This window comes from bacterium, assembly GCA_023150945.1.
In the GTDB taxonomy this organism is placed as follows: Bacteria; Zhuqueibacterota; Zhuqueibacteria; order Zhuqueibacterales; family Zhuqueibacteraceae; genus Coneutiohabitans.
This window is the reverse complement of sequence record JAKLJX010000012.1, coordinates 167,176-187,714: the sequence shown is the minus strand read 5'-3', so window position 1 is coordinate 187,714 and position 20,539 is coordinate 167,176. Positions and strand designations below refer to the sequence as shown.

23 protein-coding genes and 1 pseudogene are annotated in these 20,539 nt (G+C 58.4%); 19 read left to right on the top strand and 5 right to left on the bottom strand.

Annotated features, from left to right (window positions below):
- Nucleotides 1–249: 249 nt before the first annotated feature.
- Nucleotides 250–993 (bottom strand): peptidylprolyl isomerase, encoded by a 744-nt coding sequence (locus L6R21_16730; protein ID MCK6560841.1) that lies wholly within the window; start codon nt 991–993, stop codon nt 250–252.
- 340 nt (nt 994–1,333) lie between these two features.
- Between L6R21_16730 and L6R21_16725 the strand changes: the two genes are divergently transcribed.
- Nucleotides 1,334–2,851, top strand: a complete 1,518-nt coding sequence (locus L6R21_16725; protein MCK6560840.1) for an N-acetylmuramoyl-L-alanine amidase — start codon at nt 1,334–1,336, stop codon at nt 2,849–2,851.
- A 590-nt stretch (nt 2,852–3,441) separates the two neighbouring features.
- On the opposite strand, the gene L6R21_16720 is transcribed toward L6R21_16725, so the two are convergent.
- The 3 genes from L6R21_16720 to L6R21_16710 form a co-directional block, all read right to left on the bottom strand.
- Nucleotides 3,442–5,118 carry a M28 family peptidase gene (locus L6R21_16720; GenBank protein MCK6560839.1) on the bottom strand — a complete coding sequence of 559 codons (1,677 nt, stop codon included), beginning with the start codon at nt 5,116–5,118 and terminating at the stop codon, nt 3,442–3,444.
- Nucleotides 5,119–5,460: 342 nt separating this feature from the next.
- Nucleotides 5,461–6,774: a PP2C family protein-serine/threonine phosphatase gene (locus tag L6R21_16715; GenBank protein ID MCK6560838.1), complete on the bottom strand. Its 1,314-nt coding sequence runs from the start codon at nt 6,772–6,774 to the stop codon at nt 5,461–5,463.
- Between the two features lie 80 nt (nt 6,775–6,854).
- Entirely contained in the window at nt 6,855–8,036 is a 1,182-nt protein-coding gene (locus L6R21_16710; protein MCK6560837.1) for a D-alanine--D-alanine ligase, read from the bottom strand.
- Between the two features lie 335 nt (nt 8,037–8,371).
- Here L6R21_16710 and recJ point away from each other — a divergent pair, with 335 nt between their 5' ends.
- The 10 genes from recJ (at nt 8,372) to L6R21_16660 (ending at nt 14,726) form a co-directional block, all read left to right on the top strand.
- Nucleotides 8,372–10,069, top strand: a complete 1,698-nt coding sequence (gene recJ / locus L6R21_16705) for a single-stranded-DNA-specific exonuclease RecJ (GenBank protein ID MCK6560836.1) — start codon at nt 8,372–8,374, stop codon at nt 10,067–10,069.
- A gap of 29 nt (nt 10,070–10,098) precedes the next feature.
- Nucleotides 10,099–10,317, top strand: coding sequence for a hypothetical protein (locus tag L6R21_16700; GenBank protein ID MCK6560835.1), 219 nt, complete (start codon nt 10,099–10,101; stop codon nt 10,315–10,317).
- 109 nt (nt 10,318–10,426) lie between these two features.
- Nucleotides 10,427–10,585 carry a type II toxin-antitoxin system RelE/ParE family toxin gene (locus L6R21_16695; protein MCK6560834.1) on the top strand — a complete coding sequence of 53 codons (159 nt, stop codon included), beginning with the start codon at nt 10,427–10,429 and terminating at the stop codon, nt 10,583–10,585.
- A gap of 60 nt (nt 10,586–10,645) precedes the next feature.
- Complete coding sequence (locus L6R21_16690) at nt 10,646–10,867, top strand: hypothetical protein (GenBank protein ID MCK6560833.1); 222 nt, start codon at nt 10,646–10,648, stop codon at nt 10,865–10,867.
- Nucleotides 10,868–10,952: 85 nt separating this feature from the next.
- The gene (locus tag L6R21_16685; GenBank protein ID MCK6560832.1) at nt 10,953–11,249 is read left to right on the top strand and encodes a hypothetical protein; all 297 of its coding nucleotides are present in this window, start codon (nt 10,953–10,955) and stop codon (nt 11,247–11,249) included.
- Nucleotides 11,250–11,300: 51 nt separating this feature from the next.
- Nucleotides 11,301–12,965: an acyl-CoA carboxylase subunit beta gene (locus tag L6R21_16680; protein MCK6560831.1), complete on the top strand. Its 1,665-nt coding sequence runs from the start codon at nt 11,301–11,303 to the stop codon at nt 12,963–12,965.
- Nucleotides 12,966–13,014: 49 nt separating this feature from the next.
- A complete protein-coding gene (locus L6R21_16675; protein ID MCK6560830.1) occupies nt 13,015–13,293 on the top strand; it encodes a BrnT family toxin in 279 nt (92 codons plus the stop codon).
- Nucleotides 13,268–13,612 (top strand): BrnA antitoxin family protein, encoded by a 345-nt coding sequence (locus L6R21_16670; protein ID MCK6560829.1) that lies wholly within the window; start codon nt 13,268–13,270, stop codon nt 13,610–13,612. Before L6R21_16675 ends, L6R21_16670 begins: the two co-directional genes overlap by 26 nt.
- A 294-nt stretch (nt 13,613–13,906) precedes the next feature.
- Complete coding sequence (locus tag L6R21_16665; GenBank protein ID MCK6560828.1) at nt 13,907–14,071, top strand: hypothetical protein; 165 nt, start codon at nt 13,907–13,909, stop codon at nt 14,069–14,071.
- A 364-nt stretch (nt 14,072–14,435) separates the two neighbouring features.
- Entirely contained in the window at nt 14,436–14,726 is a 291-nt protein-coding gene (locus tag L6R21_16660; protein ID MCK6560827.1) for a coiled coil domain-containing protein, read from the top strand.
- Nucleotides 14,727–15,262: 536 nt separating this feature from the next.
- On the opposite strand, the gene L6R21_16655 is transcribed toward L6R21_16660, so the two are convergent.
- The gene (locus L6R21_16655) at nt 15,263–15,529 is read right to left on the bottom strand and encodes a hypothetical protein (GenBank protein MCK6560826.1); all 267 of its coding nucleotides are present in this window, start codon (nt 15,527–15,529) and stop codon (nt 15,263–15,265) included.
- Between the two features lie 66 nt (nt 15,530–15,595).
- Between L6R21_16655 and L6R21_16650 the strand changes: the two genes are divergently transcribed.
- The 8 genes and pseudogenes from L6R21_16650 (at nt 15,596) to L6R21_16615 (ending at nt 20,491) form a co-directional block, all read left to right on the top strand.
- Nucleotides 15,596–15,826: a DUF433 domain-containing protein gene (locus L6R21_16650; GenBank protein ID MCK6560825.1), complete on the top strand. Its 231-nt coding sequence runs from the start codon at nt 15,596–15,598 to the stop codon at nt 15,824–15,826.
- Nucleotides 15,823–16,178, top strand: a pseudogene (locus L6R21_16645) (DUF5615 family PIN-like protein). The gene L6R21_16650 and the pseudogene L6R21_16645 overlap by 4 nt, the downstream one beginning before the upstream one ends.
- A 52-nt stretch (nt 16,179–16,230) precedes the next feature.
- Nucleotides 16,231–16,398, top strand: a complete 168-nt coding sequence (locus L6R21_16640) for a DUF1446 domain-containing protein (protein ID MCK6560824.1) — start codon at nt 16,231–16,233, stop codon at nt 16,396–16,398.
- Complete coding sequence (locus tag L6R21_16635; GenBank protein MCK6560823.1) at nt 16,398–16,673, top strand: hypothetical protein; 276 nt, start codon at nt 16,398–16,400, stop codon at nt 16,671–16,673. Before L6R21_16640 ends, L6R21_16635 begins: the two co-directional genes overlap by 1 nt.
- Complete coding sequence (locus L6R21_16630; protein MCK6560822.1) at nt 16,664–17,011, top strand: type II toxin-antitoxin system PemK/MazF family toxin; 348 nt, start codon at nt 16,664–16,666, stop codon at nt 17,009–17,011. Before L6R21_16635 ends, L6R21_16630 begins: the two co-directional genes overlap by 10 nt.
- Before the next feature lie 66 nt (nt 17,012–17,077).
- Complete coding sequence (locus tag L6R21_16625) at nt 17,078–18,445, top strand: DUF1446 domain-containing protein (GenBank protein ID MCK6560821.1); 1,368 nt, start codon at nt 17,078–17,080, stop codon at nt 18,443–18,445.
- Nucleotides 18,446–18,542: 97 nt separating this feature from the next.
- A complete protein-coding gene (locus L6R21_16620) occupies nt 18,543–20,090 on the top strand; it encodes an NTP transferase domain-containing protein (GenBank protein MCK6560820.1) in 1,548 nt (515 codons plus the stop codon).
- Nucleotides 20,091–20,152: 62 nt separating this feature from the next.
- Nucleotides 20,153–20,491 carry a hypothetical protein gene (locus tag L6R21_16615; protein MCK6560819.1) on the top strand — a complete coding sequence of 113 codons (339 nt, stop codon included), beginning with the start codon at nt 20,153–20,155 and terminating at the stop codon, nt 20,489–20,491.
- Nucleotides 20,492–20,539 lie beyond the last annotated feature (48 nt).

Genomic DNA, 20,539 nt, shown 5'->3' with positions numbered 1-20,539 from the left:
TACATGCGTGTCAGGCGAAACTTTCAACTACTATACACTCAAATGCCGGCGGGAGGAGAAACAGGGCCGGCAAATTTTCCGGCGCACCAATCGTTCGGGCAGGTGAAATCCGGCGCGGCGCTTTGCAGTTGACTCATTGCAACAAAAGCAGAGCCTTGCTCATCACCAAAGCATGAAGACACCAAACAGCGACCTCGTGCCGCAGTGGCAGGATTTGGTTCCGGCTCGTTCGGTCAGGGCGGCAGACGACTAATTCTTGCCCCGTTGATGCACCTTGACCGACACGATCTTGATCTCCGGCTGCGGCTGGGATTGTTGATTCACCGGCGAGTTGCAAATCTTGTCGACCACCTCCATGCCCTTCACCACCTGGCCAAAAACCGTGTGCTTGCCGTCCAGCCAGGGGGTATCGATCTGGTTGATGAAGAACTGCGAGCCGTTGGTGTTGGGGCCGGAATTGGCCATGGCCAGCGCACCACGCACCGCCTTGTGGGAACTCTTGGTGCTGTCATACTGGTAGCCCACCGCTTGATACAGTTCCATCAGCGACATTTGGCTCAGGCGGACCATTTCCGCCTCGACCAGCTCACGCTTGGCATCGAGATCGGCCTGGGAGCGGATACCGAGCTTTTGTCCGAGATACATTTGATAGCGCTGCACCTCAGCCTGCAGGGAAAACTGTGCTTCGGTGAGCTTGATCTTGTCGAGGCCGAGCCCGGCGGCGTTGATCTCATCTTCGAAGCGGTAACCCGGATCACCGGTGCCGGTGCCGAGCGGACAGCCGCCTTGCATCATGAAATCCTTGATCACGCGGTGAAGCTTCAAGCCGTCGTAGAAAGGCCGCTTGACCATCTGGCCGGTTTTGGGATCTTTGAATTCCTTCGTGCCCTCCGCCAGTTCGAGAAAATTGGCGACGGTCTTTGGTGCGTCCTTTTGGAAAAGCTCGAGGTAAATATCGCCGGCCGTTGTTGTCATGACGACCACGGGATCCATTTCATCCTCCAGGGGTTTGTCAAACTTGATTGTTTCCTGACAGCCAACCGTCGAAGCCATCGCCAATACGAGTATCGCGCGATTGATCATTTCAAACTCCATTGTTGGGGTAGACACCTTCGAGTTCCCGCAATCAAATGCCGGAGATCAGCCAGACCGCAGCCCTCGTAACCGGATTCGCTTTGCGAAAGCAAGGCGCAAGGTACGCATCCGCCCTCTGCCCTGCAAGCTTTAGTTTCGGCCCGCGCGCGTAAATCTGCGCTTGCCTTTGCAGACCGGAATCGTGATATTGCCGGCCATTTCATCCAAACCGCAACAACCAGGATCACGGAGAGGAAACATGCCTGAGTTTCACCGGTGGCAGCAGCGGCTGGGGACGGTGCTTTTCTTGTTGGGGACGATTGGCGCCGTCGCGCGCGCCGCGGAAACGCAATCCCTGCAGATCATTCACACCACAAAAGACTTTGGGCAGGGTGAACGACAGCCCGACCTGCAACTCACCGGGAATCTGCTCGCGCTTTCGCCCGGCGCCGGCCGCGCGCATTATGTTTCGCCGGCCATCAAAAGCCCGTTCACGTTCAACGCTGTTGGGCCGCACTGGCTGGCGACAACACCAGCCGGGGCTGAGGTGCAGGTGTTCGTGCGCGTGCGGGCAGACGGCGGGCAGTGGGGCAACTGGCTGCCAGTACCCGCCGAAGAAGAGCCGATCGCGGCGCTCACCGAAGACGGCCGGCCCAATCCCTTTGCGGGCGACCGAAGCGGCGCGCTGGTCTTCGTCGATCCCAGCAGCCGCTGGGTGCAATACCGGCTGGAATTCTCCGGCACGGCCCCGCAACTCGAGCGCATGTCGCTGCAGATCATCAATTCAATGAATGGCCCGGCCCTCAGCGCGAGCGCACGAGCGCAGCAGAACGAGATTCCGGCGCCCCTGGCCAAACCAGGCAGCGTGCCGAAGCCGCGCATCTATAAACGGGCGGAATGGGGCGCGCGATCGCCGAGCACAGGTTATCAATACACCACCGCCAAACATCTCGGCTTTCATCACACCGCCGGCATTTCCGATTTCAATGTCGGCAGCTACGAGGATTGCGCCGCCCGCGTGCGCGCGATTCAGGCCTATCACATGGATTCCAACGGCTGGATCGACATCGGCTACAATTACACCATCTGCAAGCACGGCCACCTCTTTCAGGCCCGCGAAGACGACAATGACGCCAGCGACGTGCGCGGCGCGCACGACGGTTTCAATGCCGGCAGCATGGGCGTTTCCGCGCTGGGATATTTTCATCCGCCCTACAATCATCAACCCACGCCCGAGCTGCTGCATGCGCTCTATTCCCTGCTGGCTTGGAAGTGCGACCAGCGCGGCATCGATCCCAAAGGCGCGAGCGTGTATGCCGCCTACGGCGCGGTGCGCGATCACATCTACGGCCATCGTGAAGTGCGCGCCACCGCCTGCCCGGGTGACATTCTCTTCGCCCGGAAAGCCGCCATGCGCGACTCGGTGGCGCGCCTCATCGGCCAGTTTGCCACCGCCGTGTCGGAATCACCGACACCCGCTTCCTATCAGCTTCTGCAATGCCATCCCAACCCGTTTTCACCTGCCAGCGCCGCAGCCTCCGCTGCGATGACCATCCGCGTTTCCCTGCCGAAATCGGAGCTCGCCACGCTCGCCGTCTACAACCTGCTCGGCCAGCGCGTGCGGCTGCTGCATGAGCAATTGCTACCGGCAGGGCAGAATGTCCTGCGTTGGGAGGGACGCGATGACGAAGGCCGGCTGCAACCGGCGGGCGTCTACCTCGTGCGTCTGACCACTGCGACGCAGACGCAGCATGCGAAGGTTTTGTTGGTGAAGTGAAATTGCTGCGGGCAGGACAAGGGAGAATGGTGCAAGCCGCCGTTATACCGTTTTTCAAACGCGGGCACAGGAATCGTGGCCTTGCGCCCTCGTGGGGCACTGTGGCAACCGTGAATTCATTGGCTTTGACAGCCGCGCACCAGCGGCGGGGACTACAAACCTGCTCACCCAATTGCAAACCGCCGCAATCCGGCGAGCGGCAGTGGCTGAGTCGACCATGGCAAGCTGGATTGTTGCTGCGGAGGAACTCACTGCCGGCCCGCCTGGGCGTCAAGCTGAGTGATTGTGCGGTGCTGCAGCTTCTCCCCCCACCCGGAGAAATCGCAGCTCAAAGGAAATCGCCGACAGATGGAAACGACCCAAAACGTCAAGAAGCGCTTTATCAGTTGGGTGCGTTTCTATCGGCTGGAGGAAATTATTGCTTCCGAAACAACCGTCTCACTCTGAAGAGATTGGCACGGTCAAGCTGTGTCTGTGCTTTTGATTCAATCCAAAGCGAGGCCGCGGCAAAACCAGATTTGACCACCAAGGCATCGCTTTCTGTTTGTCGCCGGAGGCCTTGGTGATCAGAGAATCCGTGCCGAGACGGATTATTCGCCGTACAGCTCCTTCCATTCTTCTTCGAATTCACTTCCCGCCACCCAGCGCGGCCGTTCCGGCGCGTTGGCGACATTGAGCGCGGCCGCGAAGAAAATGCGCAAGTCGCGCTCGCAGCCAGAAAGATCCCACACCTCATTCACTTCGTCGGTGACGCGGTGGTAATGCGCGTCATGATATTCCTTCGGATCGACCGCCGGCGGCCGCACATACTGCTTGCCGGGATTGAGGTACAACGCCGGAATGCCGGCTTTGGCAAAGTTGACCTGATCCGAGCGGTAGAAGCTGCCGGCATTCGGGTTGGGATCGCCGCGCACCAGGAGCGGCTGCGGCTGGCCGGCGGAATCGACCACCGTATACTGGCCGGCGGCCTCGCGCAGTGCCTCGCCGAGAGTGCTCGTGTCCAGGCCGATGGCGGCGAGGTCGGCAGTCACGCCGAAGATCTGCGGCATATCCACATTGAAATTCGCGATGATGCGCTCGAGCGCAAACGGCGGATCGACGGTGAACCACTGGCTGCCCAGCAGGCCGCTTTCTTCGGCGGCACAGGCAAGCATCAGGATCGAGCGCTGCGGCCGCTCCCGCAAAGAAGCAAAGGCGCGGCCGAGATGGATCAGACCGGCGGTGCCCAGGGCATTATCCCAGGCGCCGTTGTAGATTTTGTCCGGGCCCGGCAGATCGTCGTTCCTGCCGAGGTGATCATAATGCGCAGAGAACACGATCACCTGCTCCTTGAGCTTCGGATCGCTGCCCTCCACCATGCCGATCACGTTCTTGGTTTCGACTTTGCGAATCGTGGTTTCGAGATGCGCGCTCACCCGCACGCCGGTATCGATCGGTTTGAAGTCGCGGCTGGCAGCCTGCGCAAACAGGCCGTCCAGCGTGGTGCCCATGGCTTGCGCGAGGCGCGCGGAGGTGGCCTGATCGATCCACCCCAGCACTTCCACCTGATAGCCGCTGTTGGGCAAGTCGAGCGCAAAATGCTCTTCGCCGCCGCTGTGTTGTACCACATTGAAGCCATAGCTGGCGGATTCCGTGGTGTGAATCATGAACGCGCCGGCGGCACCGTGTTTCATTGCCTGCTCGAACTTGTAGGTCCAGCGGCCATAGTAGGTGCGGGTCTTGCCCTGGAATAATTCAACGCCGTTTTCGGTCACCGGCGGATCGTTGTTGAGAAACAACAGCACCTTGCCGGCCACGTCGACGCCCTTGAAATCGTCCCAGTTGTGCTCGGGGGCTTCCACGCCGTAGCCCACGAACACCAGCGGCGCCTCGTGCAAATCCACCACCGGCTTTTGCGCGGTTGACCAATAAGTCAAGGTCGAATCGGAGAGATAATCCAACTCGCCAAGCGGATGCGAGAGGCTGAGCGTTGAGCGGCTGGCGTCTTTCTTCATGCCCACCATGCGCACGGTTTGGAAGTAGCTGCCATTCACCGGCGCGAGGCCCACTTCCTTGAAACGGTTGGCGAGGTACGCCGCGGCTTTGTCGCCGCCCGCAGTGCCGGGCGCGCGGCCTTCCATGTCGTCCGCGGACAACGCGCGCGTGTCCTTGAGAATCTCCTCCTGTGCAATGAGATTGGCGGCATCGGACTCAGAGACCGCTGGTTGGCCGCAGCCCGCCAGGCCAAAGGCCAGCAGAAGCAGCAGCCAGAGGCAGTGACAACGCATGCATTCCTCCAATGAATCAATCGTACGGAAGCCTGGATTTGTGACTTTCAAAATGTGCCGATGATAAGATTTTTTGCCGGAAGATGCAAAAGATAAGTGACGGCGGGAAATTTTGTTGAGCGGCGCAATCACGGCAGGCAGGGGGCGGCTGGTGCCAGGGCGTGCACCGCAGAATCGACCGCAACGACGATGAAAAGAGCAGTGGGATTTTGATCAAACGACAGCTTATTCACAAAAGTCCACCATTCAAACCATGCGGCAATCCTCTTCGCAAGCAAGCACTTTGCCAGGCGGGACAAGTATGACGTGAGAATGTTGCGATGAGGAGAACGGCATAGTCGATCATGCCACTCTCCGCAAAGCCACCAAAGTCATGTCATCCTGCTGCGGCGTTGGTCCGGTAAAGGCCGCCACTTCCTGCAGCAGCGTGTCAACCAACTCCGGCAGCGCTACGCCGGCATGTTGGTTCACCACGGCGAGCAGGCGTTCTTCCCCGAACTCGTCGGCGAAGGCATTCTGCGCTTCGGTGATGCCGTCCGAATAGATCACCAGCAAATCACCGGGCTGCAGGGCCATACTGGCTTCTTTGAATGAATAGTCCGGCAATAACCCCAACATGATGCCGCCGGTTTTCAAGGGCTGCGGCTGGGGTTGCGAGGAGGAAAAGAGGAAGGGATTGTTGTGGCCGGCGTTGGCATAGTGGAGAATATGCGCGTGCGAATCGAGCACGGCATAAAACAGCGTGGCGAATTTTTCCTCGTCGGTGCTTTGATGGAGCAACGTGTTGGCGCGTTGCACGCACTGGGTCACCGAGGCACTCGCCAAGGCCTGGCCGCGCATGGTGGCCTGCAGATTGGCCATCAACAGCGAAGCCGGCAGCCCCTTGCCGGTGACATCGCCGAGGCACAGGGCGAGGCGATGTTCTGCCAGGGGGATGAAGTCATAATAGTCGCCGCCGACGCTTTGCGCGGGCACAGTCTTGCCGGCGATCTCATAACCCGCGAGCACGGGCATGGTTTTGGGCAGCAAATCGAGCTGAATCTTGGCCGCCAGGCGAACCTGTTCCTGCATGCGCAAGAGCGCCTGTTCTTCTTCGTAGAGCCGGGCGTTCTCCACGACTTGCGCCGATTGTGCCGCGATGATGCCGAGCAGGCGCTGATCATCCGGGGTGAATCCCCCGCCCTCTCTTTTGTTGTAGATGGTGAGAATGCCGGTGAGCGTCGATTTGATCAGCAGGGGCACACACAGCAATGAGCGGATGGATTTCTCCCATTCGACGCCACGAAAGCGCTCGTCGTGCGCCGGATCGTTGATCACCAGCGGCTGCTTGTGCAGCAGCATCCAGCCTTGCAGATTTTGCTCGAGGTGAAAGGCCTGTTGGCGGTCGGAGCTGGCGCGCGTGCGCACCAGCGTTTTCATCGAAGTCGAGGCCTGCAGGTCGATCAGCGTGATCACGCCCTGCTCGGCGTTGACGGCGCGCAGCGAGCGCCGGATAATGGTCTGCATGATCGTCTGCATGTTGACCGAGGCGCCGATCTCACGGGCGAGATCGTTCAACAGCGCCAATTCCTGCACCGCCCGCTGCAGGCGGAGGTTCTCTTCCTGCAGGGCTTGAGCGCTGAGCCCGGCGTCGGGGTGCTGTGGTTCTCGCTTCATCGTGACAGGGCTCCTCTTGAATTTGTCCCGCGGCTGCAGCGCCATCGGTCACGGCCGGCACATGCCCGCCCGGCCGGCGGCTATTTGAACCAGTCCTGCTTGGGCTGATAAGAGGTCAGGAGTTTGTTTTTGGCATGATGCCAGGCCAGCGCAAGCTGGATCAACTCATCCAACAACTCCGCATATGCCATGCCGCTCGCTTCCCACAGTTTGGGATACATGCTGATCTGGGTGAAACCGGGAATGGTATTGATCTCATTGAGATAAAACGTGTCGGAGTCGCGTTCGAGCAGGAAATCGACGCGCGCCATGCCCTGGCATTCACAGGCGATGAAGCCCATGACCGCGCAGGCGCGGATCTTCTGCGCGAGCAGAGGCGGTAGATTCGCCGGGAGGTGGAGTTGCGAGGCGCCATCGACGTATTTGGCGTCGTAATCATAAAATTCGTTCGAGGGCACGACTTCCCCGCAGACCGAGGCTTTGGGGCGCAGATTGCCCAGCACGCTCACTTCGATTTCACGCGGGTTGACGACGGCGGCTTCAATGAGAATCTTGTGATCGTAGCGCGCCGCCTCCTCGATGCCAGCCGCCACCTGCTCGGCCGTGCGCGCGCGACTGATGCCGACGCTCGAACCCATGTTCGCCGGTTTGATGAAAGCCGGAAAGCCGAGCGTTTCTTCGACCGCCCGCAAAATCTCGGCGCGCGTTTTTCCACTCAACCGCTGCGGATGCACCGCCATGGGGAAATGCTCGAACTTGTCACTGAACCAATCTTCCGAGCGCAGCCACAGAAAATCCACCACCGGAATGCCCGCCTGCAGGCAGAGCGCTTTTTGCACGACTTTGTCCATGCACACCGCCGAGCCGAGCACACCGCTGCCGACGTAGGGCAGGTTGGCGAGCTCGAGCAGGCCCTGCACCGTGCCGTCTTCACCGAGCGGACCGTGCAACACCGGAAAGACCACGTCGATGCCGGCCTCACTGGCCAGTTCCTGCATGGCTGCCGGCGCCGCAGAGACCAAACGATGTTCGTTAGGATCGGGCGGCACCATTGCCAGCGAGTGGCTGGTGTCCTGCCCGCTTTTCAAAAAAGCGAGGGCTTGGCTGCCGCTGATCCAGCGGCCGGACTTGGTGATACCCACCGGCACCACTTCGTATTTCTCGCGGTCCAGCGCATTGATGATGGAGGTGGCGGAAACCAGCGAGACTTCGTGCTCGCCCGAGCGGCCGCCGAAGACGACACAAACGCGCAGTTTTCTCATGGAAGATTCCGACGATTTCCTCGATTGCAAGCTGAACAATTCCGGCTGTGCGTGGCAGCCGCAATATAAAACTTCGCGCTTGAATTGCAAACTCCAAGTTCACCCGAGATTTTCGCTTGAAATTCGGCGCTGAAATCTTTACAATGGCGCCGGCATGCAAGCCCACACCCGGAGCCACGCCAGCCCACCCGGCTGCTGGCGCTGATGGCTGCGGCAGTGCGGCGCCCGCAGCGCAGGCGCGCGCCGGCGAGCGGCAGTATCGGCCGCCGGCCGTGCGTTGGATTCCGGTTGTGATTCCCATTTGACCGTTCCTCTCCAGCCCCAAAGGCATCATCATGACGTTACAATGGCAGTTTATCGAGGCCACGCCTCAGGAATCGGTTTTGCGGTTGGCGCAGGAATTGAGTGTGCCGCCCATCATCGCGCGGGTCCTGCTCAATCGCGGCATCGAATCAGCCGACAGCGCGCGCAGCTTCTTCCGCACCGACCTCGAGCGGCTGCATGATCCCTTTATGATGGCGGATATGAAAACCGCGGTCACGCGTATCGCCACCGCACTGGCGCGGCGGGAGCGCCTCCTGATCTACGGCGACTATGACGTTGACGGCGTTACCAGCACCGCGCTGCTCAAGCTGGTTTTTCGCAGCCTGGGCTGCGACGTGCCCCACTACATTCCCGAGCGCCTGCGCGAAGGCTACGGCCTGTCGCTCACCGGCATCGAGAAGGCGCACGCTCAGGGCGTCAATCTCATCATCGCGGTCGATTGCGGCATCTCCGCGGTCGAGGAAATCCGCCGGGCGCGTGCCCTGGGCATGGACGTGATCGTATGCGATCATCACCAACCCGGCCCGCTGCTGCCGCCCGCCACCGCACTGCTCGATCCCAAGCGCAGCGATTGTCCCTATCCTTTCAAAGAACTCGCGGGCGTGGGCGTCTCGTTCAAGTTGATGCAGGCCTTGTGCCGGCACCTCGGGCAGGATCCCGCGACGCTGCTGCGCCACGTCGAGTTGGTGGCGATCGGCAGCGCGGCGGACATCGTGCCGCTCACCGATGAAAACCGCATTCTGGTCAAAGCCGGCGTCGAAAAACTCAACGCCACCGAGAACATCGGCTTGCAGGCGCTGATCAATGTGTGCAGCCTGCAGGGCAGCGAGCTGGGCACCGGCCACATCGTCTTCATTCTGGCGCCCCGCATCAACGCGGTCGGCCGCATGGGCGACGCCAACCGGGCGGTGGATTTGCTGACCGCCGATGATCCCGAACAGGCGCAGAGCATTGCCTGCGTGCTGGATGCCGAAAACCGCGAGCGCCGCAGCATCGATGACAGTACTTTTCGCGAAGCGCTCGAGCTGGTGGAGCGGCAGTGTGATCTCGGCCGCGACAACGTCATCGTGCTCGATCGTGAGGCCTGGCACACCGGCGTGATCGGCATCGTCGCCTCGCGCGTCGTCGAGAAGTTCTATCGCCCGACGATCATGATTTCGACCGACAACGGCATGGGCAAAGGCTCGGCGCGCAGCATTCCCGGCTTCGACATTCACCACGCGCTCACCCAGTGCCAGGAGCTGATGCTCGCCTACGGCGGCCACAAGTACGCCGCCGGCCTCAGCATCCGCACCGACCACATCGCGAGCCTGCGCGCGAAGCTGCAGGAGATCGCGGCGCAAACGCTGAGCGCCGACATGCTCAAGCCGCGGCTGTTGATCGACGGCGAGATCGAATTCGCCGACATCAACGAGCGCTTCATGAAATTTCTCAAAGCCATGGCGCCCTACGGCCCGCAGAACATGCGGCCGGTGTTCGTCTCGCGCGGGCTGCGCGTGCTCGGCAATCCCCAGATCGTCGGCAACAACCATTTGCGCTTCAATGTCATGCAGGGCAACCGGCGGCTGGACTGCATCGGCTTCAACCTGGGCGATTTGCGCCATCGCCTCACCGACGGCCGCAGTGACGTCGATCTCGCCTACCTGGTCGAAGAAAACACCTGGCAGGGGCGGACAACGATTCAATTGCGGGTGAAGGATATTCGTTAGAGGCTGATTGCAAACGTGAAGGAGAAAGAATGGCAACTACCGTTTCTCAAATGACAATGGATGAGCTGCAAGATATGCTGGGAAGGCTCATCGAACAAAAATTGCTGGAATTGCCAGGCGATCCAGACGAAGGTTTGAGCGTGCGCAAATCGGTACGGGACCGATTGCTCGCTCAAAGGAAGGCGGTGGAAGGTGGTGAGCGCGGCGAGAGCTTGGAGGAGGTCACTCGGCGTCTTGAACTGGAATAGAAGCCATGTATGCGGCTCGTATACTGAGACAGGCAGCGAATGAACTGGAAGAACTTGACAAGCCAGTTGGGCGTCGTATGATAAACGAATTACATGGCTTGTCGCAAACTTGGATCGCATCAAACCTGAGCGCCTTGCAGGCAATCTCAAAGGTTTTTATAAACTCCGTGAAGGCGATTATCGAATCATCTATCAGATACTTCATGATGAAAAAACCGTCATCATTCACAGTATCGGCCATCGCCGCGAAATTTACCGTAAGAAATAAGCGCTGAGATGCCGGCTGGTTGCGGGCACCATCATAGCGATGATGAAAGCGAGGTGAACCATGAAAGTACTGGCTTATGAAGGCATCGTTGACAACGGTTTGATCCGGCTCGAGGAGAACGTTCAGTTACCGGAAAAGACCAGAGTCTATGTTATCGTGCCGGACTGGGAAGCCAAACGCGTCGCACACGTTTACAGCCCGCGGCTGGTTCATCCGGAACAGGCCAAAGATTTCGTCAAAGAAATGATGGTGATTGAAGGACCTTCTGATGCCAGCATATGAGACGGCATGGTTCAATCCACCTGCACCTTTGGCCCGAGTCACACTGCGTGACCCCCGCCATGGTGGCCTCTTGTCTGACGTTCCCATGCTGCTTGACACCGGGTCTGATGTGACCCTGCTGCCCGCAGCCTCCGTCGCTCGCCTCGGTGTGGGAGTTATTGCCGGTGAAAGCTACGAGCTGGAGGGGTTCGATGGCAACGCAAGCTTTGCTCCCGCCGCGCAATTGGAATTGCTCTTTCTTCAGCGGACCTTCAGAGGAAAATACTTGTTAATCGCTCAAGAATGGGGAATTCTCAAGCGAGACATTCTCAATCTTCTGTCTCTGTTATTTGACGGCCCACAGCTCAGTTGGAGTGATCACCGCCCGACTGTCAAGAAGTAAGCCGCGCCGGCAAACATCGCGATGAAATCGAATTCCCGTGACGGAGCCTGCATGAAAGTCTTCCCCACTCAGCTCGACACCAAATCCGAAGAATACAAGAAACGCCACAGCCATTCGCTGCGCTTGCTCAGTGAGTTGAATCTGCGTGCCAAGGAGATTCGTGAGCCTGCACCCGCCGCGGTGAAAAAGCTCGCGACGCGCAACAAATACCCCGCGCGTGAAAAAATCCGGCGCATTCTCGATCCCGGCGGCGAGCCGCTCGAAATCGGCTTGTTCGCCGCCTGGAACATGTACCACGATATTCCCGGCGGCTATCCGTCCGCCGGCACCATCGTGCAGATCGGCCGCGTGTCCGGCAAGCTGGCGGTGATCGTCGCCAACGATCCATTGGTGAAAAGCGGGGCCTGGGTTGAGATCACTTGCAAAAAAAATCTGCGCGCGCAGGAAATCGCGATGGAGAATCGCCTGCCCATCATCTATCTGGTGGACTCCGCCGGCGTCAATCTTGAGCGCCAGGCGGAGATCTTTCCCGATCGCGAGCACTTCGGCCGCATCTTCCGCAACAACGCCAGGATGGCCGCCATGGGCATTCCGCAGATTGCCGTGGTTTTCGGTTTCTGCGTGGCGGGCGGCGCCTATTTGCCCGGCATGTCGAGCGAGCTGGCGATGATCACCGAACACTCGAGCATGTATCTCGCCGGGCCGTTTCTGGTGAAAGCCGCGGTCGGCCAGGTAGTGGACTCGGAGACGCTCGGCGGCGCGACCATGCACAACGCGGTCTCCGGCGTGGCAGACTATCGCTTCGACACCGAAGACGAGGCCATCGCCTTTATCCGCGAGCAGATGGCGCTCTTGAACTATGCGCCGCGTTCGCCATTTGACCGCACCGCCACGGAAGAACCGGCGTACGATCCCGAGGAGCTGCTCGGCATCCTGCCGGAAAATGCCGCCGGCACCTACGACATGCGCGAGATCATTGCGCGCTTCGTGGACGGCAGTCGCATCGAAGAATTCAAGCCGGAGTACGGCAAAACCATTGTGACCGCGTTTGCCCGTATTGGCGGTTTTTCCGCCGGCATTGTGGCAAACCAGGGCATGGCGGTGAAACGGCACATGCCGCCGGATCATCTCGGCCGGCCGCAGCCGCCGCAGGTGCAAATGGGCAACGTCATCTATTCCGACTCGGCCAACAAGGCGACGCACTTTATCATGCTGTGCAATGAGCGTCGCATTCCGCTGTTCTTCCTGCATGACGTCACCGGCTTCATGGTCGGCAAGCAGGCGGAGAGCGGCGGCATCATTCAAGACGGCGCCCAATTCGTTAACGTGCAGGCCAATGCCGTGGTGCCGAAGTTTACCGTCGTCATTCGCAACAGCTTCGGAGCGGGCAACTACGCCATGTGCGGCAAGGCCTATGACCCGGCCTTGATTTTCGCCTGGCCGACGGCTAAATTGGCGGTGATGGATGGCGGCATTGCGGCCGACACGGTTCTGCTTACCAAAAAGGAACTTTCGCCCGAGGAGAAATCCGCCTTCCGCAAACGCCTGGTTGCGAAATACAATGAAGAGGCCTCGCCCTACTTCACTTCGGCACGCCTGATGGTGGACGGCATTCTCGATCCCCGGGAAATGCGGCGGACGCTGATTACCGGCCTGGAAATGGCGGCGCACCGGGCGGAACTGGCCGAGTATCGCACCGGCGTGATGCGGATGTGACCTCGATCAGAATCACACCAATGCAGTCTTTGTTGCTATTCCGAGGGCAATGCCGGTGCGAATTATTTCGTGTGAATGGGATGACTGGAACGTCTCCCATATCGGCGAGCATAGCGTAGAATTTCTCGAAGTCGAAGAAGTTCTCGAAAATCGCCCATTTCTGCGCAAAACCAAAGACGGAAAACACATTGCCTATGGCCGGACGCGCAGCGGACGGTGTTTGACAGTGATCTTCACCTATCGCGGCCGCAGTCGCGCGTATCCAATAACGGCACGCGACTCTACTTTGAAAGAGAAATATTATGCACAAAACCAAAAAAAGAAATAGGCCACGGCGCGCTGCGCCGATCAAACCAAAGACATTGCTGCCGACCCCAACTTTCAAGACTTTGGAAGAGGAAGCGCGTTTTTGGGACACGCACGATACCACGGAATACGAGATGGAAGACTTGGATGAAACCATCGAAGTCTCCCCGTCTTTCAAAGCTCACCTGCAAAAAAGAAAGGCAGAGCGCCTGGCAGAGCTCTTGGGGCTCGGCCCTGAGCAATGGCAAAAGACCCAAAAAATAGCGCGCAGAAAGAGAATGCCCACACACGCTGTACTAAAACGGTGGATTGATGAAGGCTTGCAACGCGAAGCAGCGTGAGTTTGTGCCGCGCGCACGACCTTCAGGCATGCGAAAAAAGAGTTTTCCGAAAAAGCACACGGGGAGTTGCACCGGTGACTCGTTGACAAGCAGAAGGCGGAGGTCTCACTCTCTTCTCGCGCGCCTGCTAGGAGACGGCATGCTCGATCCCCGGGAAATGCGGCGGACGCTGATCACCGGCTTGGAGATGGCGGCGCACCGGGCAGAAATGGGCGAGTATCGCACGGGTGTGATGAGGATGTGATGCACATCGCAAGTCGGTTAGTGAAGGATGAATGAAAAATGAGATGAAACATGAATAAAAAATACGGAAATGCAAAGCCGCTTGATTTGCATGTCTTGATCGAAAAAGAAGGCCGGCTCAATTCCGCCCGATGTCTGGAGCTTGACGTGGCCTCGCCAGGCCGCACCTTGGCTCAGGCCAAAAAACATTGCCGAGGCTGTTCAACTTTGTCTTGAGAGCGTTCGCGCCGCAGGGGATGAATAGGAGCTTATCCCTCGTCCTGCGCCGTTGGAAGCGTGGCGGAAATATTTTCAGAGAGAAAAGATGAGCGTCTAATTCTTCATGGGCAAGTTTGAATTTCTACCGCCCAACACACGATAACTGCGAAAGGCCTTTGGGTGTATCTCACGTGTTTCGTGGGCACGAAACAGAATCTGCCGAAGTAGAACAAAACGCCGGCACCATTGCACCGCCAAGCCGGATTGTCTGAAAAAGAGTGGTTGGAACCCTGGGGATAGAATTCCTCAATTCCTGCATCTGACTCACATCAGATGCCCAAAAGAGCAGGCCAATATTACATTAACCGAAAGGAGCAGGGTCATGGAAACGAAAGCATCCTATTTGCAGAAGCTGGCCGCGCAACTGCAAGAGTGGGACACCGAGCTCGATCAATTGAGACTGAAAGCGGACCAGGCCAAAGCTGGCGCGAAGATCGAAATCGAAGAGCAAATCACCGAATTGCGGGCCAAGAAAGATGCCGCGATGCTGAAATTCAATCAACTGCAGGAAGCCAGCGACGAAGCCTGGGAGGACATCAAGGCGGGCGCGGAAAAGAGCTGGACCGAGCTGAAGGGGGCATTCAAAAGCGCGTTTGCGAAGTTCACCAAGTAACCGGAACTGCCCAGCCAGGCTTGCGCAGACAGCGCCCACTTGTCGGCGAGCGGTCTTGGCGCAGGCCTGGCGTTGCCTCGGCCACGTAACTGATCGGTGCCATCCACGCCTGCCACCGAACAAAGCGCTGACGGCATCACTGAGGAGCCGATCCAGGGGATCAATGCAGCAGCAAGCGCGGCCTTCGTCTTCGCAACGTTGCGAAGGCAGCATGACGCGGCCCCGCACCGCAAATCCGAATGAGAAATCATTCGAAGCAGGATCCAAACCAGGCAATATGGCCGTCCGTCACGATTCCATTCGCGTGCGGCTCAACAAACTGCATGACATGCTCGTCAAGCTCGAAAGCATGCGCGCAGGAGGCGAGGAGACTTACCGCAGCGATGATATTTTGCGGGCCGCCGGAGAGTGAACGTTGCAAATTGCCGTGCCATGCGTGCTTGATATTCGGAAATCATCTGATTGCAGAGTTGTCTTTGCCCCTGCCGGAGGAAAAAGATGAGGTCAGCCAAACTCTCGTCAAGGGCGGCGTCATTTCACCGGCTCTGGCGCAACGCTTGACCGGAAGCGGCGGCGGCAGAAACATTCTCGTGCAGGACTGCTTGTTTCTTGATCCGGAACGCCTCTTGCGCGAGCACTTGAGCCGTTTGGACGATTTGAGCGACTTTGCTGCTGAGATGGTGAAATTCCTCGATCACATGGATGCAGGCCAACAGCCATAAGCTTTCATCGCCAACGGCCAGGGTTTTTGAGGCGATTCGATTCTCAATCCCGTGCGCCTGGTGCGCGAAGGCCCGCTGCATTATCTCACGCTCGATTACCCGGCTGAGGCGATGATGAACATTCTGAAAGAACTTTAGGAGAATACAATGCGCAATCTCACGCGAATAACCCTCAACCCGAACGTCATGGGTGGCAAGCCCTGCATTCGCGGCATGCGCGTCACGGTAGGAATGATCGTGGGGTTGGTGGCAACGGGTTACTCTGATACTGAAATTCTGAAGGCGTATCCATATTTGGAAACGGAAGACATTCGCGAGGCACTGGCCTACGCCGCTTGGCGGGTTGAAGAAATCGAATTGCCTTTGCTGACCGCATGAAATTGCTTATTGACATGAATCTCTCGCCCGAATGGGTGAGCGTGTTTGAACGCCATGGCTGGCAGACTTTGCACTGGTCAACCATTGGTGATTCTCGCGCGGAGGATTCTGTGAATGGGCCAGAACAAATGGATATACCGTCTTCACGCACGATCTGGATTTCGGCACTTTGCTGGCTTTGACCCGCGCTACTGGGCCGAGTGTGATTCAAGTTCGCACGCAGGATACGCTGCCGGAGCATCTAGAAAATCTATTGGTGTCCATATTACGTCAGTATGAAGATGAACTTGATCGCGGCGTTTTGATTACGCTAGATGCGGCTAGAGCTAGAATTCGTATCTTGCCTTTCTAACGGCGCGAATTCCTCGTTTTGACGCGAACGATACTGATCACTTCGAACTGTCATGACCACAACCTCTCCACTGTTCATCGCCAACGGCCAGGGCCTTTGGGGCGATTCGATTCTCGGCCCCGTGCGCCTGGTGCGCGAAGGCCCCCGGCATTATCTCACGCTCGATTACCTGGCTGAGGCGATGAGGCTGGTTTCATTTTTAACACAAAAGGAATTATAATGCCCGAAGCCATATCAATTCTAGAAGCTGTGGTAATGGATGAAACACATCTTGAGCTAAAAGAGCCTTTGCCGCAAGGCGTCGGGGAAAAATTCAAGATCGCGATTCTGGCGGCGAGCCAAAATCACGAGCACGCTTTGGAAAAACTCAAACATGCTTATCTGACCTCGACAAAAGCCGAGCACGCTTTTGAAGTGAACTTGGCGGAAGAAGGATTGGCGACTGCACCAGGTCTTGAAATTGAAAACGGCGAGGCGGAGAAGTGGTGGGAGTAAAGCGGGGAGAAATTTGGCTGGACGATTGGAGTCCTACAAAAGGTAGCGAGCAAATGGGCACGCGGCCATGTCTCATCGTTAGCAACGACGTGACGAATGAATTTGGTGCGACCGTTTGTGTTTTGCCACTCACAAGCAACTTGGCGGGCAGCAGATTCCCGATCAACGTAATATTGCGATCTGAAGACTCCGGCTTGAAGGTGGATTCGTTGGTTTTGGGCGGCCAAATCAGAACTGTTGCCAAAGAGAGGCTGTTGCGAAAACTTTCTGAAATTCAAGTTGCGAAAATGCCCGACATCGAAACAGCGTTGAAAACGTATATTGATATTCGCAGTTGAAACATCGGATTTGAAATGGCGCAATAATTTCACACATGTGGACTTTTGATAACTCGACGAACTGACATGAACGCCACCTCTCCTCTTCTCATCGCCAACGGCCAGGGCTTTTGGGGCGATTCGATTCTCGGCCCCGTGCGCCTGGTGCGCGAAGGCCCGCTGCATTATCTCACGCTCGACTATCTCGCCGAAGTCACGATGAGCATCATGCAGAAGCTCAAGAGCCGCAATCCCGAGGCGGGGTATGCCACCGACTTTATTCAAATGCTCGAGCGCATTCTGCCGCAATGCCATGAGAAGGGTATCAAAATTATCGCGAGCGCCGGCGGGGTGAATTCCGCGGCGTGCGCACGCGCGACCGGCCAGGTCATCCAAAAGCTCGGGCTGACCGGTATCAAGGTCGCCACGGTTACCGGTGATGACATTCTCGGCCGGTTGAATGAGTTGCAAGCGGACGGCGAGGCGTTCAAGAATCTCGATGACGGCCGCGCGCTCCATGAGATCAAGGGCAAGATCACCTCGGCCAATGCCTATCTCGGCGCCTTTCCCATCGCCGCGGCGCTGGCCCAGGGCGCGCACATCGTCATCTGCGGCCGGGTCACCGATCCTTCGCTGGTGCTCGGCCCGATGATTCATGAATTCGGCTGGCAGCCGCAAGACTATGACCAGCTCGCGGCCGGCACGATCGCCGGGCATATCGTGGAATGCGGCGCGCAATGCACCGGCGCGAACTACACGAATTGGCGCGAGATCGATGATTTTGCCCGCCTCGGCTATCCCATTATCGCGGCCCAGCCCTCCGGCGAGTTTTTCATCACCAAGCATGCCGGCACCGGCGGCCAGGTCAATATTGCAACCGTGGCTTCCCAACTGGTATATGAGATGGGCGATCCGCGGCGCTATCTCACGCCCGACGTCATTGCGGATTTCACCACGATCCAACTCGAACAGGCCGGCCCTGATCGCGTGCGGGTGCATGGCATCAAAGGCAGCGCACCCACGGAAAGCTTGAAAGTGAGTCTCAGTTATCACAACGGCTACAAGGCCACCGGCCAGCTCGTCATCGCCGGGCCCGAAGCGCTGGCCAAAGCCCGGCTGTGCGCCGAAATCATTTGGCAGCGTCTCGCGCTCGATGGTTGTACTTTTTCGGAAAGCGAGCGGCTGGTGGAATTCCTGGGCAGCGGCGTGTGTCATGCCGGCATTGTTCCGCCGGTCGACCCGCCGGAAGTCGTGCTGCGCGTGGGCGCAAAGAGTCACGACCGGGCCAAGGTCGACCGCTTCGGCATGGAGATCGTGCCGTTGGTCACCAGCGGGCCGCCGGGCGTGACCGGTTTTGCCGGTGGCCGGCCCAAGGCCGCTGACATCATCAGCTATTGGCCGGCGCTGGTGAGCAAAAGCAAGATTCAACCGCGCGTCGAAGTCGTGTCGTTTTGAGCGTGGCGGCCAGCGCTGTAACGCTGCGCTGCCGTGGCCACCATCATCGCAATCCTCCCCCAAGTTGAACTCAACATAAGGAACTGCAACCGTGAGCATGGAACAAAACTTGGAGATCATGACAGCCCTGCGCGAGCTTTCCGCGCCGGTCGCCCGCAGCAGCAGCCGCGTGGCGATGATTCTCGCCGCCGGGCATGGCAAGCGGATCAAATCGGAAAAATCAAAGATGCTGCACTTGATTTGGGGTGTGCCGACGGTGACGCGGGTGGCGAATGCGGCACGCGACGGTTTGGAAACCGGCAATCAGATTCTGGTGGTCGGCATCAAAGCGCTCGATGTCGCGCGGGCGCTGGGGCCGGCGCCGGCGCGTGCTTTCGTTTTTCAGCAGGATCAACGCGGCACCGGCGACGCCGTGCACGTCGGCCTCACCAGCCTGATCAACGATCAGTTTGACGGCGCGGTGTTTGTCTTCCCGGGCGACATGGGCCTGCTGACCAGCCGCGCGATCCGTGATTTTCGCATGGATTTCGAGCGCAATGCCTGCGACATGATGGTGCTCACCGCCGAGTATCAAGGCCGGCCGGAGGAAAACTACTACGGCCGCATCCTGCGCGTGCCCGCCGGGGACAGCACCGGCAAATCCTCCGGCAGCGACTACGACAAGGTCATCGCGATCATGGAGCATCGTGACATTCTGGCGCTGGCTCCCGAACAGCCGCATCGCATTCAGTACAACAATCGCGTATACGAATTCACCCGCGAACAACTGCTCAACATCCAGGAATTCAACACCGGCGTGTATGCCTTCAAATTCGCGCCGCTGGTGCGCTATATCCAATTGCTGCAAACCAACAACGCCCAAGGCGAGCTTTACATTACCGATCTCATCGCGATCTTCAACCAAAATTATCTGGCGGTGCGCGCCTCCCGCGCCAATGACTATTCCACGGTGATGGGCTTCAACAACAAAAGCGTGTTGAAGGAAATGGAGAAGATCGCCCGCGAAAAAGCCTATGAGCGGCTGAAGGACATCATCTCCATCGAGGACAAGGATGATTTCTTCATCGCCGATGAAGTCATCGAACAAATCATCGGCATGGACATCGCGCGCGCGCCGCTCGACATCGAAATCGGCAAGGGCGTGCACCTCGGGCCGCAAGTCAGCCTCAACAAAGGTGTGGTGATCAAGGGCCGCGCCACGCTCGAAGGCAACATCGAACTGGGCGAGAACGTCGTCATTCATGAGAACGTGCACCTGAGCACCTACCCGCACCAGCGGCTGGTCATCGGCAACAACACCCAGATCCTGCAGGGTGACATCATCAAGGGCAACCTGACCATCGGGGAAAACTGCCAGATCGAATCCGGCGTGAACATGACCGGCTCGGATGAATTTCCCACACGCATCGGCAACAATGTACTGATCAAGGGCACGAGTTACATCTTCGGCTCGATCATCGAAGATGACGTCTGGGTCGAGCATTCCGTGCTCAAATTCAAGTATGTCGAACGCCTGGTGCGCAAAGACGGCTCGGTGCAACCGGTGCGCTGGGTGCTGCCGCTGCCCGAGGGGCTGGACTCGCTGCACTCGCTGGAGAAGAAGTCGACTGGCGTGCCCGCGCCAGGCGCGTCGCCGGTGCTTTGAAAGGGCCGGCCGACAACTGACAACCAACGGCTGTTCACTCGCAACAAGAAGGCTGCACCGCGATGAAGCGAATCCGGCTTTCTGAAATTGCCTATGCCCGCAGCGGAGACAAAGGCGATGCCAGCAACGTTGGCATCGTCGCGTATGATCGCGCGGGCTATGAGTTGCTCAAAAGGACCCTCACACCGGCCAGAGTCAAAAGCCATTTTCACGCGATCTGCCGCGGCGAGGTCGAGCGCTACGAAGTCGACGGCATCATGGCGCTGAATTTCATTCTGCACGATTCCCTCGGCGGCGGCGGCTCGGAAAGCCTGAAGAGCGATGCACAGGGCAAGACCCATGGCCTGGGCCTGTTGCAGATGGAAATTGAAGCGCCGGATGATTTCGAGGATAGAAAATAGAAAAGCGAGGATTGCGCCCGGCAGGCTGTAACAATCATCATTATTCAA